This is a genomic window from Natrononativus amylolyticus (assembly GCF_024362525.1).
Classification (GTDB): Archaea; Halobacteriota; Halobacteria; order Halobacteriales; family Natrialbaceae; genus Natrononativus; species Natrononativus amylolyticus.
The window spans coordinates 133,019-148,424 of the sequence record NZ_CP101460.1; the positions used below are offsets into that span (position 1 = coordinate 133,019).

The following is a 15,406-nucleotide window of genomic DNA, read 5'->3' on the forward strand; positions in this document are numbered from 1 at the left end:
ACAGCGTCGGCACTCGTAGAGGACGTTCCCACCGTCCTCCCGAAATAACACTGTCTTGATGAGTTCGAGCATTCACCCTTCCCACCCCACCGTTAGCACGGCACGTACATAACTCCCCTGTACCGTTTCCCGAGAACTGTTCGAGGGAAGCGCGAACGCCACGCTCGCCCATCGGCGGGAAAACGATGGTCAGGCTTTTGGTGATCGGAGCACTTGCATCAGCAGAGATATCGTCCGGCTATCGGCCGCGAACTCAGGGTACCTACAGTATGACGAGTCAGCGTCGACACCAGAGTCAACGCAGCGTGACGAGCCAGCACCAGCAGGGCCCGATCGTGCTCGTATCGGACCGCGACCGGAGCGACCTCTACGAGCGGCTTCGAACGGCGACCGATCGCTCGGTCACGAGCGTGACCGCCACGGGCGAGTTCTCGCTCCCAATCGAAGGCGCCCGCGGCGTCGTTATCGAACTCGACTGTCCGGACCGAACTCGACGCGTCCTCGAGCGGATCAGTGCGGCCGAGACGGCGGTTCCGACGGTGGTCGCCCCGCGAAACGGAAGCGAGCGACTCGCCGCGACAGCCCTCCAGGCGGGAGCGACCGAGTACGTTCCGAGCGACGTCGAGGAGCCGGCAGATCGGGTGCTCGAGGCCCTCGCGTCGGCGAACGGGACGCGAGAGCGGACGACAGTCGAATCGACCGCTCGAGAAGACGGCGAGGCGACGAGCGACGACCGGCTAGACCGGGTGTTCAGCACGACCCTCCCCGACGAGGCGTTCGTGATCAGCGAGGACGGCACCTACCTCGAAGCGAACACGCCCACCGAATCCGCGAACATGAAGACCGCGCCGGCGGATCAACTGGTCGGAGAGCGCCTGGACGACGTCTTCCCCGACGACGTCGCCGACCGCCTACAGGAGTGCGTCGAGCGGACCCTCGAGACGAACGAGGAGCAATCTATCGAGTACAAAGCAGCGACCGAAGAGGGGCTACGGTGGTTCGAAGGAAAAGTCATTCCCGCCGACGAACGGGTCGCGGGCGAGCGCGCCGTCATCTGGCTCGCACGAGACATCACCCAGCGAGCGAAACGCGAGCGGGACGTGCGACAGCACCGCGACCGCCTCGAGACCCTCGACCGGATCAACGTCGTCGTCAGGCAGGTCATCCAGACGCTGGTCGAGGCGCCGACCCGCTCGACGATCGAACAGGAAGTCTGTGAACGGCTCGTCGACTCGGAGCTCTACTGTGGCTCCTGGATCGGCGAACTGGCCGGCGAGGGAACCGTTCACTACCGGACCGGGGCGGGCGAGGCGGAGACGTTCATCGAGCGCGTCAGCGATCTCTCGACGGATCGGGAACGCCCCGTCGTGACGGCGATGCAAACCGGAGAGATCATGGTGGACAACGAGATGCTCCAAAATCCCGAGATGCCGGCGGGGCTACAGGAAGCGGCGCAGCTTCACGACATCCGGTCTGCGATCGCCGTGCCGATCAGCTACGACAACGCCGTCTACGGGGTTCTCGCCGTTCTCGCGACGCGCGAGGACGCCTTCGGCGGGCGCGAGCAGGACGCGTTCCGACTGCTCGGAGAGACGATCGGGTTCGCGATCAACGCGGTGAAGAACCGGCGGCTACTCTTTTCTGACGCCGTCGTCGAACTCGAGTTACGCATCTCCGGCGGCGACACGTTCTCGTTCGATCTCTCGGAAGAACACGACTGCTCCGCCTACCTCGAGTGGACCGGCACCAACAGCAACGGGCGGGTCTACCAGTACGTCACGTTCGAAGGGATCGACGGACAGACCGTCCTCGAGAAGGCGAGCGCCCACGAGTCGATCGAGGAGTGTCGGCTGATCCACGACGGGGACGACAGGTGCACGATCGAGATCCGACTCCACGAGTCGGGCGTCCGGACGCTCACGGACCACGGCGTGACGATCCGGGACATCACCGTCAGCGAGGGGAGCGGAACGGTTATCGTGGAGGTTCCCCGCGACGCCGACGTCCGCGAGATCGTCGACGCGATGAAACGGGTGTACGAGGACACCGAGCTGGTGGCCAGACGCGAGATCGACCAGCCAGTCCAGACGGCGATCGAACGCCGCGAGGGGATTCTCGACCGGCTCACGGACCGACAGCTGACGGCGCTTCGACTGGCGTACTACGGCGGCTACTTCGACTGGCCCCGCGGAAGCACCGGCGAAGAGATCGCCGAGGCGATGGACGTCACGCCCCCCACCATGCACCAGCACCTCCGGCGAGGGCTGTACGAACTGCTCAGCGAGTTCTTCGAGGAGGGAGGCGGTACCGGCTAGCGACGCGAAAGACCCTAAAGTATTAGGCCCCGATGTTGTATAGGATGCCCACGAACTAGCGCCCGCTGCTCGGTATTGTTCGCATAACCGCCGACGTTCACGGGCGTGCGGGGATCGGTAGGTGGTAACGATCGAATGGTGACCCCGCACGCCCATCGGCCTTCACGAGGTGAAGGCAGATACCAGTACGAACCCCGGAGTGATAACAGTACCCACCGGCAGGGACCCGGCGTTGTCGACTCAGCGCTCCGACAGCCCCGCCGCCACCGCCTCCTCGAGCAGCCCGCGTTCGATCAACGCGACGGCCTGTTCGACGTCTACGTGTACCGGCCGATCCTCCTCGAGCGGCGGGACGACCTCCCGGATCAGGTCGTAGGCCGCGCCCGTCCCGGCGCCGAACGCGAGCGGGGTTTCGGCGTCGAAGGCGTCGTCGACGAACTCGGCGGCCTGAGCGGCGCAGACCAGTTCCGCCGCGACGACGGTCGTGGCGTTTTCGAGCGCCCGGCGAACGTTCGTCGCCGACTGGGCGCTCATACTGACGTGATCCTCCTGGCCGCCGCTGACCGGCGTGTTGTCGATCGAGGCGGGGCCGAGCGAGCGGATCTCGTTGAGCAGGGCGGCGGCGGTGTACTGGGCGATCATGTACCCCGAGCGGAGCCCGCTCTCGGGGGCGAGAAACGGCGGCAGGTGCGGCTCCTGGAGGTTCGGGTTCAACAACCGATCGGTGCGACGCTCGGAGACGGCCGCGAGGTCCGCGAGTGCGAGTCTCACGTACTCGAGTCTGAGCGCCAGCGGGATGCCGTGGAAGTTCCCCCCGGAGAGCACCGCCGCCCGGTCGGTGCCCGAGGCGCGGTCGTCGACCCGCCCGGCGTCGAAGACGAGCGGGTTGTCCGTGGCGCTGTTGAGTTCGATCTCGACGGCCTCGCGAAGGTGGGCGACCGCGTCGCGGACGGCGCCGTGGACCTGCGGGAGACACCGCAGCGAGTAGGCGTCCTGCACCCGGTCGCAGTTCCGGTGGGCCTCGACGACCTCGCTGTCGGCCGTGAGCTCCCTGATTCGGGCGGCGCTCTCGAGCTGGCCCGCGTGCGGGCGGACCTCGTGGATCGCCGGGTCCGAGCTGGCCGTGGTCCCCAGCGTCACCTCCGTCGTGAACGCCCCGGCGACGTCGGCCGCCTCGAGGAGTCGCTCGGCGTCGACGACGACCAGCGAGGCGAGCCCGACGGTTAGCTGGGTGCCGTTGATCAGCGCGAGCCCCTCCTTGGGTGCGAGCGAGAGCGGTTCGAGCCCCGCCGCCCGCAGCGCTTCTTCACCGGAAACCCGGTGTGACGTCCCCGGCTCACTACCCGTGGGCTCGTCGACGATCGCCTCGCCCTCGCCGAGCAGGACGAGCGACATGTGTGCGAGCGGGGCGAGGTCGCCGCTCGCACCCAGACTGCCGCGGGATTTCACGACCGGGTGGACGCCCTCGTTACACAGGGTGAGGAGGTGGTCGACCACGGTCTCGCGGACCCCCGAGTACCCCTTGACGAGCGCGTTGATTCGGGTCACCATCATCGCGCGGACCTCCTCGACGGTCAGTTCGCGCCCCGCGCCGGCGGCGTGGCTCCGGACGAGGTTCGTCTGGAGGCGTTCGATCTTCTCTGGCGGGATGCGCTGGTCGACCAGTTCGCCGAACCCCGTGTTGAGCCCGTACACCGGCTCGCCGCTCTCGACGACGTCCTCGACGCGCTCGCGGGATTCACGTACCCGTTCGCGAGCACCGGGAGCGATCTCGATTTCGGCGCCGTCTCGAGCCACCGCCGCGACCTCCTCCGGCGTCAGCAACTCGCCGTCGAGTTCGACCGGGGGTCGCGTCACGGCCGATCACCCGTCCGGGCCGCGACGACACCGCCTTTGAGCACCGTTTCGACCGCCGAGGTGTCGAACCGGTAGGCGACGTGGGCGTACGACGGCGCCTCGAGCACCAGCGCGTCGGCCGGTGCGCCCTCGCGAAGCGTTCCCGTGCCGTCGTCGCGGTCGATCGCGAGCGCTGCGTTCTTCGTCGCGGCGACGAGCGCCTCCGCGGGAGTCATCCCCATCTCGACGCACGACAGCGTCTGGACGAATTCCATCGACCGCGAGTGACAGTTAGGGTTGAAGTCTGTCGCGACCGCCACCGGCGCGCCGGCGTCGAGGAACGCCCGCGCGTCGGCGTAGTCGGCACCGAGGCCGAACGCGGTACCCGGCAGCAAGACGGGGACGGTTCCGGCCTCGATCAGCGCCTCGACGTCCTCGTCGGTCGAGTGGAGCAGGTGGTCCGCACTCGCCGCTCCCACCTCGGCCGCGAGTTTCGTTCCGCCCAGATGCGAGAGTTCCTCGGCGTGGACCTTCGGCGTCAGGTCGTGTTCGATGCCGGCCTCGAGCACCCGCCTCGACTGGGAGACGTTGAAGACGCCCTGCTCGCAGAAGACGTCGCAGAACTCGGCGATCCCCTGGTCGGCGACGGCGGGGAGCTGTTCCTCAACGACCTCGTCGACGTACTCCGCAGCGTCCCGACCTTCGGGGACGGCGTGGGCGCCCAGGAACGTCGGGACGAGGTCGATCGGGTGGCGCTCGTCGGCGCGGGCGATCGCCTCGAGCGTCCGAAGTTCGGTCTCGGTCTCGAGGCCGTACCCCGATTTGACCTCGACCGTGGTCGACCCGCGGGCGAGCATGACGTCGAGGTGGGCGAGGAGGTTCTCGACCAGATCGTCGGTACTCGTCTCCCGCGTGGCGCGGACGGTTCGTAAAATGCCTCCGCCCTCCGCGAGGATCTCCTGGTACGTCTTCCCGCGCAGTTTCGCCTCGAACTCGTCGGATCTGTCGCCCGCGAAGACGGCGTGGGTGTGCGGGTCGACGAATCCGGGAACCACCGCCTTCCCGCTCGCGTCGACGGCGGTATCGGCGTTTTCGATCGGGTACTCGCGCGTGAGTTCGTCGGTCGGCCCGGTCGCGACGACCTCGCCGCCGACGGCGACGAGCGCGGCGTCCTCGAGGATCTCGAGTGGCCGGTCCGACCTCGTGTCCGGGTCCGCGGGACCGACGACGAGTTCGGCGGCGTCGTGGACGACCGTCGTGTGCCCGGCGGCGCCCTTCGGGCCCGCTCCGGGGGCCGTCATCGGCGACCCACCCCGTAGCCCGCGAGGAAGTGCGCGACCGCGCGGGCGGCTGCGTCGACGGTCAGCCCGTCCCGGTCGAGCGGCGGGGCACACTCGACGACCTCGAAGCCGGCGACGCGATCGTCGCCCGCCAGCACGCGCAGGAGTCTGAACAGTTCGCGCGTCGAGAGCCCGCCCGGCGTCGGCGCGCTCACCCCCGGCGCGGCGCTCGCGTCGAGGACGTCGCAGTCGACGCTCACGTACAGGGTGTCGACGGAAAGCGCCTCGAGCGCCAGCGTCGCCGCGGCGACCGGATCGTCGCCGACCTCCTCGGCGGTGACGATCTCGCCGCCGCGCTCGCGGACGAACTCGTGATACGGGCCGGCGGTTTCGAAGTGGCGCGCGCCGAGACAGACGTAGCCCTCGAGGCCGGCCTCGAACAGCTGGCGGTACGGGGTTCCGCTGGTCGCCTCCCCCCGGAGCTCGCGGACGTCGAGGTGGGCGTCGAGGTTGACGACGCCGACCGACTCGTGAGACTCGAGCAACGGCGCGACGTTCGCGTAGGTCAGGGAGTTGTCGCCGCCGAGGAAGACCGGCAGGGCCTCGAGGTCGTAGACCGCCGCAGTTACCCCTTGCAGGCGGCGCTGGACGGATTCGACCGGCTCGTCGGCGGGCTCCGTGGTATCCGTCTCGGCGTCGACGAGCGTCGCAACGTCGCCGAGATCGCCGATCCGGGCGACGTCTCCGGCGTCGAAGTGGTGTGTTTTCGTCCGCGCGAGCGACCGCCTGATCGCCGTCGGACCGTCCGCCGCGCCCGCCCGGCCGATCACCGCGCCGTCGAACGGCTCGCCGACGAGAACGGCGGTCGCGGCATCGGCGTCGGCCGTCGACACGTCCGCGACGGCGTGGCCGAACAGGTCGTCGTTCGGGTCGTCGGTTCGGGCGACGTCGGTCCAGCCGCCGGCGGCCCCCCAGTCGGGGTGCGTGACGAACTCGCCGCCCGCGAACCCGCCGGTCATCGGTCCACCCCCTCCATCGGGACGTGAACCCCCGACTCGCGGGCCTCCTCGAGTGCCTCCTCGTACCCCGCGTCCGCGTGGCGGACCACGCCCATACCGGGGTCGGTGGTGTACACGCGCCGCGCCTTCTCAGCGGCGAGGTCGGAGCCGTCGAGGACGACGTGGTTGTTCGTGTGCAGGGAGTTGCCGATGCCGACGCCGCCGCCGTCGTGGACGGAGACGATGTCGGCGCCCGCGGCGGTGTTCAAGAGTGCGTTGAGGATCGGCCAGTCGGCGACGGCGTCGGTTCCGTCGCGCATCGCCTCGGTCTCGCGGTTCGGACTCGCGACGGAGCCGGCGTCCAGGTGATCCCGCGTGACGACGATCGGCGCCGAGATTTCGCCCTCCGCGACGAGGTCGTTGATCCGCAGCGCGAACCGGGCGCGCTCGGTCAACCCGTCGGAGTCGTCGGCGGATTGGTAGCCGAGCCAGCAGACCCGCGAGGGCAGCCCCTGGAACGCGACCTGCTCCTGGGCGAGGTCGATCCAGCGGTGGAGGTGGTCCTTCTCCGGAAACAGCTCTTTGACGGCCTCGTCGGTGCGGTGGATGTCGGCGGGATCGCCGGAGAGCGCCGCCCAGCGGAACGGTCCCTTCCCGCGACAGAACAGCGGCCGGATGTAGGCGGGAACGAACCCCGGAAAGTCGAAGGCCGTCTCGTGGCCGCGGTGTTCCTGGACCTGTCCGCGGATGTTGTTGCCGTACTCGAAGGCGATCGCGCCCGCCTCCTGCATGGCGAGGATGCCGTCGACGTGGCGCTCCATCGTATCGAGGCTCTCCTCGACGTAGGTTTCCGGATCGTTCTCGCGGAGGTCGTCGGCCTCGGCGACCGTGTAGCCGGAGGGGTAGTAGCCCTCGAGTTCGTCGTGGGCGCTGGTCTGGTCGGTGATCACGTCCGGGACGAACCCCCGTTCTCGCATCTCTTCGAGCACGTCGGCGGCGTTCGCGTGGACGCCGACGCTGTACGGTTCGCCCGCGGCCGCGGCCGCCTCGGCCGCTTCGATCGCTTCCTCGAGGTCGTCCGTCTTCTCCATACAGTAACCCGTGTCGATCCGGCGGTCGATCCGGCGCTCGTCGACCTCTGCGGCGATACAGACGCCGTGGTTCATCGTCACCGCGAGCGGCTGTGCGCCGCCCATCCCGCCCAGACCGCCGGTGACGACGATCTTGCCGCGGAGTCCGTCCCCGTCGGGGTAGTGCTTGGCCGCGAGTTCGGCGAGCGTTTCGTAGGTTCCCTGGATGATTCCCTGGGTACCGATGTACGCCCACGAACCCGCGGTCATCTGGCCGTACATGATCTTCCCCTCGGCCTCGAGTTCGTGGAAGTGCTCCCAGTCGTCCCACTTCCCGACGAGGTTCGAGTTCGCGATGAGCACCCGCGGGGCGCGCTCGTGGGTGGTGAACCGACCGACCGGCTTGCCGGACTGGACCAGGAGGGTCTCCTCGTCACCGAGGTCGCGGAGTTCGTCGCAGATCGCGTCGTAGGCGTCCCACGAGCGGGCGGCCCGCCCGGTCCCGCCGTAGACGACGAGGTCTTCGGGTCGCTCGGCGACCTCGGGATCGAGGTTGTTGTTGAGCATGCGAAATGCGGCTTCCTGGCGCCAGCCGCGACACTCGAGGTCGGTTCCGGTCGGTGCACCCCGGTACTCGAGCCACTGGTCGCTCGGTTCGCCTACGCCGACGGCGGCGTCTGGTGACTGCATATGGGTGTACCGTTGGATCGGGGTCGTCAAGGGAGCACAGTGAGCGTATGCCGGGTGATATATATACCGACCGTCGTACTGGGTGTATGCACGAAGCGATCTTCCGGCTCGCGGGAACGGAGGGGTACGCGGCTCTGACCCGCGAGTTCGACGCCCGACTCTCGCTGTGGTGTAACGACCACAGCGACCTGTTGCAGGTCCGGTGTAGCTCCGGCGACGCGGCCGACGTGCTCGAGCGAATCGACGCGATCGCCGGCGTCGACGACGCGCTCGTCGAGGAGACGGCGGTCGTCGCCGTCACCGACGGCTGCATCAAAGACCACGATACGCCGACCGTCGATCCGCACCTCGACGCCCACGGCTGTCTGCTCTTGCCGCCGCTCACCTACGAGAACGGCGCCCGACTCTGTCGCGTGCTCGCGCTCGACGCCGACCGGTTGACGGCGTGTTACCGGTCGCTGCTCGAGGCGTTCGACGTAACCGTCGACGCCAAGCGAACCCTCGAGGTGCTGCCGTCCGTCCAGTCGCCGTTCGACCTCGAGCGAAACCTCCCCGAGCTAACCAGTCGACAGCGAGAGGTGTTCGTGCTGGCCTACGAACGGGGATACTACGAACTGCCACGCGAGACGACGATGGTCGACATCGCCGCCACGCTGGAGATCGATCGTCGGACGGCAGAGGAACACCGTCGCCGTGCGGAGCGAAAGCTTCTGGGAGCACTCGCGAGACATCGGCTGGCGTGACACACTGGGAGTCGAAAGTTGGTAGTAGAGAAGTAGTCACAGAAGCAGACATGTTTGTGTCGAGTGCGTCAAAATTTCAGACTGTTCAACTACAGAGTCTCGATACAAGGTCTATAGAGGTCGAATTCGGACGTATTGAACTCAAATAGAATCGGTGTTAATAGTTCACGAAACCGCGAAAGTCACGTAGAGAAGGGTTATAAAGTTGTGGCATGTAAACCCTAATGAGGATAGGGGCGTGAGGGGTTGAAACAAAATGGGTACCACAATGGTGGATACAATCAATTGCGCGACGGTGACCCCCTCTCGAGCGCTGGAGGTGCAGGTACCGTGGTAAGAGAACTGAACGTCGGTCCGTTGTACGAGGCCTCGGACGGGAACTATTACACGGACTGGCAGGTCGGCCAGAAGATGCGAGAGGGCGAATGGAAACCCTGCATGTGGGAAGAAGAGACCGGGCGACAGCTGGTCGGGACCACCGACGGTGAGTTACTGATGCTCGTCTCGACGAAAACCGAGGAACTCCCCGAGTGGGCCGAGATCAGGTCGGACACCGCCGGCTCCCGCATCGTCGACACGCGACGGGCGTTGCCGTAAGAACCGCTGTTTCTGCAAACCGAACTGGAGACGTCACTTCGTCACAGCTGAAAGTTCCGTGTGAACGGCCAGCGCCAGCCCCACAGTGGGAGATTCGAATTCGCCCGCACGATGAGCGATGACGGACACCGTCCGAGAGTGGCTCCGGGTCAGTCGTGCGGAACGATTTCACCACGGATCGCGTCCCGGTTCGGTCCGACGATCCGGTCGGCACCCATAATACGGAATCAAATACTTTCCCAGCGGAATCGAGTTTCAGGCCCTCCTCTGTCACGAAATCTGAGTTTCAAGGGTTGCTTAAACACAGTTTAATTCATCAAAAGTATCCACAAGGTCACCGAAACAGTCTGCAATGACTCGGGAGAGAATTCTGATTATATGACCGGGGAGGAATACTCTCAGGTATCGCATGAGCCAGCCTTCCCACTACCACGACACGAGTGCGACCATCGACCTCGAGCAGTTCCACGAGGAGGCGATGGACATCGACGATTTCGAGGCGGCCCTCGCGGAACTCATCGAACTCGCAAACGAACACGACGTGCACATCGGGCGCGCGTTCGACGTCCGCTCGGACGCCGACGAGCCCGATTGGATGATCGAGATCAGCCAGCTTCGATAACACTCACGCGCGCAGACGCGTCGAACATCCACGCGGTCGCACCGCGCTTGCCGCCCTCCCTTCTGGGCTGGCTTCCAGCCCCGTGATAATGACTGTCGATATACATAGCGATGCTCTCAGCGACCGGTGCGTAACGTCATCTCGTGAAGCGACGGGCGGTACTCGGAACGATCGGCTCACTGGCCTCACTCGGCGTTATCGGCTACGCCACTCGTGATCCGGTCGACGCCCTCGAGGTCCGATTCTGGCTCTCCGAACGGGCCGCGACGTATCCGGACGTCGTCGATCGGATCAGTGAGTACCTCTCGTTCGCCCTCGACCTCGAGTACTGGTCGCTCGAACTCACCTACGGCGGCGTCGTCGCCGTCGACACCGAGGACGGCGCCGACGTGACGCGCCGCGGCGAGTGGCCCGCGCTCGTCGCAGCCGGCACACTCGGCCGCGGCGAAATCGAGCCGGTCGGCGACGTCAACCTCCTCGTTACCGACGGCCAGATGCAAACTGCACCGACTGGGTTCGGGATGCCCCACGTCGCCTCGGTCGGTGGCGCACGGTATATCAGCCGGCTCGAGCCCCTCGATTCGCTCTCCGAACCGGGCGAGAGCGTAACGTACTCGACGCCGAACCGCGTGATGCAGGTGTTGATCCACGAGGCCGGCCACGCACTGGGGTTGGGCCACGACCACGGCGTCGTCCACCGGCGCGAGAGCACCGACGTCGCGACGCCGATGCTCAGCACCTACGCCTGGGACCCCGAGTACGAGGGCGATCGCTCGCGGTGTGGAGCGATCTACCCGACCGACGAGCCAGTCGCCCGGAAGCTCAGTTTTTCGTTCAGTCAGTGTGCACAGCGCGAATTCGAGACGTACAGCGGCGGATTCACTCCCTGAATCCAATGGAATCAGTCGGGTCCGCTAGCGGTGTGTCGAACGCAGACGAGCCCGCTACCGACGCGTGCGGTGAGCCGGTGCCTCTTAATAGCCGGATATGATGAAAGGAAATACTATACACATATACAGAGTGTGTGAGGACGTGCAATCGAGAGTATACGTTCGTCCGCACGCCCTTCCGGCGAAAGGAGGGGCGATCGAGCGGGTGACGAACCGATGACGGAAGCGGAACAGGCGCTCACCGGCGAGGAATTCACTCGACAGCTGGGCGTGTTGCTCGAGCGAGCCGAGCGAGACGGCATCACCTTCGATCGGTCCTGGACGGTTTCGTCTGGCGCCGGAACGGACCTGATGGTAGAGATTACGCGAGTGCGATCGCGGGACCGCTAACCCCCGTGAAGGGCTACTCGTCGTCGTCGGTGGATTCGTCTTCTCCGCGCACGAAGCCGGCCTGGGCGTCGCCGTCCTGGGCGGTCGGCGCCGCGCTCGGGCCTTCGATCAGGGCTTCGAAGTCGTCGACCTCGTCGTACTGGTCCTGGTAGACGAGCGCCGCCTTTCCGAGCGACGAGATCTCGTACAGACCGGAGCGCTCCGCCGGTCCGATCTTGTTGACGAGTCCGTAGTCCTCGAGGACCGGCAGACGGGTGTTGATGTTCTTTCGGCTCTTACCGGTGTGGCTGGCCAGGTTCGTTGCGACGTTTCGACCCTTGTCCTCGAGTGCCTCGAGGATCAGGAAATCTGTGGGTTGTCTGAGTTTCACTCTCGTTCACTCTCGTACTATAACTACATTTCCACTGGTAACTAATACTTTCGGCCCAAATCCGGTTATAGCTATCAGAAATTAGTATCGGAGATTTTAAGTGGTTAGGGAGAGTTCCGTAAAACGGGTGCCGTAACTCAAGCAGTCGAAAACGCATCTCCGGCGCACGCTCAGTGGCGAGACGAGTAGACGCTCGTGGCCGAGCCGTCCCGAACGCGCTCGTAGACTGAGTTCCCACATGGCACCCCTCCCCCACATCCCCCCTTCCCACCCCCCAAAGCGCCGGTTCGGGACAGCGCCGGCAGAGAACCGTTTCTCCCTTTCGTAACTCGGAGCCGGTACGGGCGAGTTTGGGGCAGGAATGACCGAACGCACGTGGATGCGACGAACGTCGATCGTCAGGTCGTACTCCTCGCAGAACTCGTAGGTCGTCGCGAGCGACTCCCTGTCCGGAAAGAGGATCCGAAGGTGCCAGTGGTCGTCACAGCCGTACGCGTTCAGCACCGAAGCGTCTTCCTCGAGTAACAGCTGAACGACGATCTCGATCCGAGTCTCCCAGTCCACCCGGTACAGGTCCTCCTCGCCGAACGAACTCACCTTCTCGAGGTTTTCGACCGTCGGATCCGACGACAACGACCGCTCGACCCCGCTAAATCGTCCGTCCCCGAGACCCAGACGAACGGCATCACCCGGTCGACCCGGTGTGCGACGCCCGCTCGATCTCGAACTCCGCGTCGGGATTCGTTCGTAAGGTCTCCGACAGTGCGAACTCGTCGTCGGGGGGTTCGAGTTCCGTTACGATGCTCATCACCCGGTATGAGCACTCGACCACCAAAGAGCTAGTGATCAGCCGATGGCGATCGACTTTCGCCCGTCACAGACTGCAGCGATCACTGACCAGGCGCGAGCGCGACGGCTCGTTCTCTCGAGGGGCGCGCCTGGCCGGCCACCAGCCGCACGCCCGTCTCGGCCAGCCAGTCGAGAAACGGGGCAACCGCCGCGGGCGACTCGAGGCCGGCGGCGGCGGCGGTGTCTCGGCCGGCACCGACGTGGACGCCGAGACCCCCGGATTGGACCGCTCGAAACGCGGACTCGTCGGTCGTATCGTCACCCAGATACAGGACGAACGTCTCCGGTGGACAGTCGGCCTCGATGAGTTCGACGGCGTCGCCTTTTCCCCACGGTACCGCCGGGGACACCTCGATGACCGCCTTTCCGGTCGACAGCGAGAGGGCGTCGTCGCCGAACCGAGCGACGATTTCCGTGACGCGCTGGAAAACGATGTCGCGACCGACTGGGGGTACCGACCGCACGTGGACGGTCGCCGTGAGCCGCTTGTTCTCGACGCGACAGTTCGGGATCGGTTCGAGAACCGTCTCGAGGGCCGCACACACCTCGTCGATGCTCTCGGCTCGTTTCCTCGCAACGGGGTGAACCGAGACGGTTCCGTCGCGTTCGAGTTCGAGACCGTGGTTGCCGGCGTAGACGTCGGGGCCCTGGACGCGCGATCGAACGTCCGTGAGGCTTCGACCGCTGACGACCGCCGTCGACACCGGCGGTACTTCCGCGAGGGAGTCGAGGGCGCGCTGGTTCGCCTCCGTCGGTGCCGCCGCATCGGGATCGTCGACGATGGGGGCGAGCGTGCCGTCGAAGTCGAGGCAGACGAGCAGTCTCGACGCGTTTCGCAACTCCGTGCGCAGCCACGGGAGCCGACTCGAAAGCGGCGGCGGCGGCGTTACCGCCTCGTCGGAAACGACTTTCTCACTCATGGCGTAGCGAATCGAGAGCGGTTGTATCGCGTGGTGGATCGGGTGCGAGCTCATCGCGTGACGAGTCGAGGGCGTTTCGGCGGGACTTCGAGGGGCGGCGGTTCGCCGCCAGTCGGTTCAGCTGGTCGAACTGGGAAGCCATCCAGGAGTCGAGGTCGTTCGCGAACACCCGATCCCGAAGCGCCGTCATCCGGCGGCGCCGTTCCCGGTCGGACATCGACAGTGCGGACGCGATGGTGTCTGCGAACTGGTCGGTGTCACGGGGGTCGATGGTGAGCGCGAACTCGCCGAGTTGCTCGTGAGCGCCGGCGTGTTCGCTCAACACGAGCGAACCGTCGGCCTCGACGTTGGAGGCGACGAACTCCTGTGCGACGAGGTTCATCCCGTCGAACAGCGGGCTGACGACCGTGACGTCCGCCCGCCGGTACAGCGTACAGAGGTCGTCGCGCGGGAGGAACTCGTCGGTGTAGACGATCGGCCGCCAGTCGTCGGTCGCGAACCGGTCGTTGATCCGGTCGACCTCGCTCCGGACGCGGTCACCGAGGCGCGCGTACGCCGGCACGTCGGTCCGACTCGGCGTCGCCTTCTGGATGAACGCAAACCGCTCTCGCCACTCGGGGTGGTGTTCGAAGAGCCGCTCGACGGCCGCTAGCCGCTCGGGAATCCCCTTCGTGTAGTCGAGGCGGTCGACGCCGACTCCGATCGCACAGTCCTCTGGGATCCCGTACGACTCTCGCAGCGATCGCCAGCGCGAGATATCGACGGCACGGGCGTTGTGATCGTGTTTGCGCGCGTCGACGCCCATCGGGGTCGCGTCAACGCGGATCGTCCGACCGTCGTACTCGACCCGCCGCGTCTCGGAGTCGACGGTCGCGGCCGGAACGAACCGCTCGACGCACTCGAGAAACGACGTCGCGTACCTGTCGACGTGGAAGCTGAGCAGGTCGTTTCCGAGCAGTCCGCGGAGAAGCTCACGCTTGCCGGGACAGTGCTCGAACGCGCCCGGTTCGGGCCAGGGAATGTGCCAGAACTGCGCGATCGTCGTCGAATCGGGTACCGACTCGCGGATGAGCGCGGGCGCGTACCCGAGGTGGTAGTCCTGCAGCCAGACGACCGTTTCGTCGGTCGCGTGCTCGGCGACGGCGGTCGCGAACCTGCGGTTGACGGTTCGGTACCAGTCTCGGTCACCCTCGCGGTGCTCGATCAGGTCGGTGAGTTCGTGACACAGCGGCCAGAGGACGCGGTTGCTGAACCCGTAGTAGTACGCGTCGACGGCCTCCTCTGAGAGCCAGAGACGCCGAAGCGTGTACGACCCCTCGCCTGGAGGAACCGCAACGCAGTCGTTCTCGTCGGTCACCTCGCGGTCGGCCTCGCCGTCGCCCCAGGCGATCCAGGTGCCGTTCGCTCGCTGAAGAACCGGATCGAGCCCGGCCGTGAGTCCGCCCGTCGGCTCGTCGACGGTGATCGTGCGCTCTCGCTGTGCGGTCGTTGCCAGCGCCGTACCGGAACCGTCTCCGCCGCCGACACCGTCCGACGAGGTATCGTACTCGTGGCGGTAGGGCTGTCTGTTCGAGACGACGAGCAGCGACGGGGGAACGTCGAGCTCGTCATCGCTCGAGCCCTTGGTCGGTCGCTCGAGTCGCCGACGAACCGCGTCCGAATCGTCGGTCGCCGGTCGCTCCTCGGGGTTTCGCATTCGCCTGATCGAACAGCACCACCACAAGTTCCTTCGTGGCCTGCACCCTCAGGCCACTCTAATGGGCACCCATACCGTTCAGGCAAACCGACCGGATTACCGGGAGAGACCCTACTGTAGTCGAGAAAGAGAGATCCATC

15 protein-coding genes are annotated in these 15,406 nt (G+C 66.1%); 6 read left to right on the plus strand and 9 right to left on the minus strand.

The genetic code is table 11. The features are described 5' to 3' along the window. The first annotated feature begins 269 nt into the window (after positions 1-269). On the plus strand, positions 270-2,315 hold the full coding sequence (locus NMQ11_RS19630; protein ID WP_425607726.1) for a bacterio-opsin activator domain-containing protein: 2,046 nt from the start codon (positions 270-272) through the stop codon (positions 2,313-2,315). Between the two features lie 240 nt (positions 2,316-2,555). On the opposite strand, the gene hutH is transcribed toward NMQ11_RS19630, so the two are convergent. Genes hutH through hutU form a run of 4 tightly spaced genes read right to left on the minus strand, consistent with a single transcriptional unit; the run spans position 2,556 to position 8,189 of the window. After that, a complete protein-coding gene (gene hutH / locus NMQ11_RS19635) occupies positions 2,556-4,172 on the minus strand; it encodes a histidine ammonia-lyase (RefSeq protein WP_255171608.1) in 1,617 nt (538 codons plus the stop codon). Then, positions 4,169-5,452: an imidazolonepropionase gene (gene hutI / locus NMQ11_RS19640; RefSeq protein ID WP_255171609.1), complete on the minus strand. Its 1,284-nt coding sequence runs from the start codon at positions 5,450-5,452 to the stop codon at positions 4,169-4,171. Before hutI ends, hutH begins: the two co-directional genes overlap by 4 nt. Beyond that, positions 5,449-6,450, minus strand: coding sequence for a formimidoylglutamase (hutG, locus tag NMQ11_RS19645; RefSeq protein WP_255171610.1), 1,002 nt, complete (start codon positions 6,448-6,450; stop codon positions 5,449-5,451). Before hutG ends, hutI begins: the two co-directional genes overlap by 4 nt. Then, positions 6,447-8,189 (minus strand): urocanate hydratase, encoded by a 1,743-nt coding sequence (gene hutU / locus NMQ11_RS19650; RefSeq protein ID WP_255171611.1) that lies wholly within the window; start codon positions 8,187-8,189, stop codon positions 6,447-6,449. The genes hutG and hutU overlap by 4 nt, the downstream gene beginning before the upstream one ends. Before the next feature lie 86 nt (positions 8,190-8,275). On the opposite strand from hutU, the gene NMQ11_RS19655 reads away from it, so the two are divergent. The 5 genes from NMQ11_RS19655 (at position 8,276) to NMQ11_RS19675 (ending at position 11,431) form a co-directional block, all read left to right on the plus strand. Continuing rightward, a complete protein-coding gene (locus NMQ11_RS19655; RefSeq protein ID WP_255171612.1) occupies positions 8,276-8,932 on the plus strand; it encodes a helix-turn-helix domain-containing protein in 657 nt (218 codons plus the stop codon). A 330-nt stretch (positions 8,933-9,262) separates the two neighbouring features. Continuing rightward, entirely contained in the window at positions 9,263-9,529 is a 267-nt protein-coding gene (locus NMQ11_RS19660) for a hypothetical protein (protein WP_255171613.1), read from the plus strand. Between the two features lie 409 nt (positions 9,530-9,938). Continuing rightward, on the plus strand, positions 9,939-10,151 hold the full coding sequence (locus NMQ11_RS19665; protein WP_255171614.1) for a hypothetical protein: 213 nt from the start codon (positions 9,939-9,941) through the stop codon (positions 10,149-10,151). 143 nt (positions 10,152-10,294) lie between these two features. Further along, complete coding sequence (locus tag NMQ11_RS19670) at positions 10,295-11,041, plus strand: zinc metalloprotease (RefSeq protein ID WP_255171615.1); 747 nt, start codon at positions 10,295-10,297, stop codon at positions 11,039-11,041. A gap of 216 nt (positions 11,042-11,257) precedes the next feature. Next, complete coding sequence (locus NMQ11_RS19675) at positions 11,258-11,431, plus strand: hypothetical protein (protein WP_255171616.1); 174 nt, start codon at positions 11,258-11,260, stop codon at positions 11,429-11,431. A gap of 13 nt (positions 11,432-11,444) precedes the next feature. Here the strand turns inward: NMQ11_RS19675 and NMQ11_RS19680 are convergent, their stop codons facing one another. The 5 genes from NMQ11_RS19680 to NMQ11_RS19700 all read right to left on the minus strand — a co-directional run bounded on the left by NMQ11_RS19680 (position 11,445) and on the right by NMQ11_RS19700 (position 15,266). Then, positions 11,445-11,801, minus strand: coding sequence for a winged helix-turn-helix domain-containing protein (locus tag NMQ11_RS19680; RefSeq protein ID WP_255171617.1), 357 nt, complete (start codon positions 11,799-11,801; stop codon positions 11,445-11,447). A 96-nt stretch (positions 11,802-11,897) separates the two neighbouring features. Further along, positions 11,898-12,434, minus strand: a complete 537-nt coding sequence (locus NMQ11_RS19685) for a hypothetical protein (protein WP_255171618.1) — start codon at positions 12,432-12,434, stop codon at positions 11,898-11,900. Between the two features lie 52 nt (positions 12,435-12,486). Then, positions 12,487-12,609: a hypothetical protein gene (locus NMQ11_RS19690; protein WP_255171619.1), complete on the minus strand. Its 123-nt coding sequence runs from the start codon at positions 12,607-12,609 to the stop codon at positions 12,487-12,489. An 82-nt stretch (positions 12,610-12,691) separates the two neighbouring features. After that, positions 12,692-13,570 (minus strand): trehalose-phosphatase, encoded by an 879-nt coding sequence (gene otsB, locus NMQ11_RS19695; RefSeq protein WP_255171620.1) that lies wholly within the window; start codon positions 13,568-13,570, stop codon positions 12,692-12,694. Next, complete coding sequence (locus NMQ11_RS19700) at positions 13,563-15,266, minus strand: alpha,alpha-trehalose-phosphate synthase (UDP-forming) (RefSeq protein WP_255171621.1); 1,704 nt, start codon at positions 15,264-15,266, stop codon at positions 13,563-13,565. The genes otsB and NMQ11_RS19700 overlap by 8 nt, the downstream gene beginning before the upstream one ends. Between the last annotated feature and the right edge of the window lie 140 nt (positions 15,267-15,406).

What these genes read in the sequence shown, in the direction of transcription:
- NMQ11_RS19630 (WP_425607726.1), top strand. Translation starts at nt 270, where the DNA reads ATGACGAGTCAGCGTCGACACCAGAGTCAACGCAGCGTGACGAGCCAG.
- NMQ11_RS19675 (WP_255171616.1), top strand. Translation starts at nt 11,258, where the DNA reads ATGACGGAAGCGGAACAGGCGCTCACCGGCGAGGAATTCACTCGACAG.
- NMQ11_RS19655 (WP_255171612.1), top strand. Translation starts at nt 8,276, where the DNA reads ATGCACGAAGCGATCTTCCGGCTCGCGGGAACGGAGGGGTACGCGGCT.
- NMQ11_RS19665 (WP_255171614.1), top strand. Translation starts at nt 9,939, where the DNA reads ATGAGCCAGCCTTCCCACTACCACGACACGAGTGCGACCATCGACCTC.
- hutU (WP_255171611.1), bottom strand. Translation starts at nt 8,189, where the DNA reads ATGCAGTCACCAGACGCCGCCGTCGGCGTAGGCGAACCGAGCGACCAG.
- NMQ11_RS19690 (WP_255171619.1), bottom strand. Translation starts at nt 12,609, where the DNA reads ATGAGCATCGTAACGGAACTCGAACCCCCCGACGACGAGTTCGCACTG.
- otsB (WP_255171620.1), bottom strand. Translation starts at nt 13,570, where the DNA reads ATGAGTGAGAAAGTCGTTTCCGACGAGGCGGTAACGCCGCCGCCGCCG.
- NMQ11_RS19700 (WP_255171621.1), bottom strand. Translation starts at nt 15,266, where the DNA reads ATGCGAAACCCCGAGGAGCGACCGGCGACCGACGATTCGGACGCGGTT.
- hutG (WP_255171610.1), bottom strand. Translation starts at nt 6,450, where the DNA reads ATGACCGGCGGGTTCGCGGGCGGCGAGTTCGTCACGCACCCCGACTGG.
- hutI (WP_255171609.1), bottom strand. Translation starts at nt 5,452, where the DNA reads ATGACGGCCCCCGGAGCGGGCCCGAAGGGCGCCGCCGGGCACACGACG.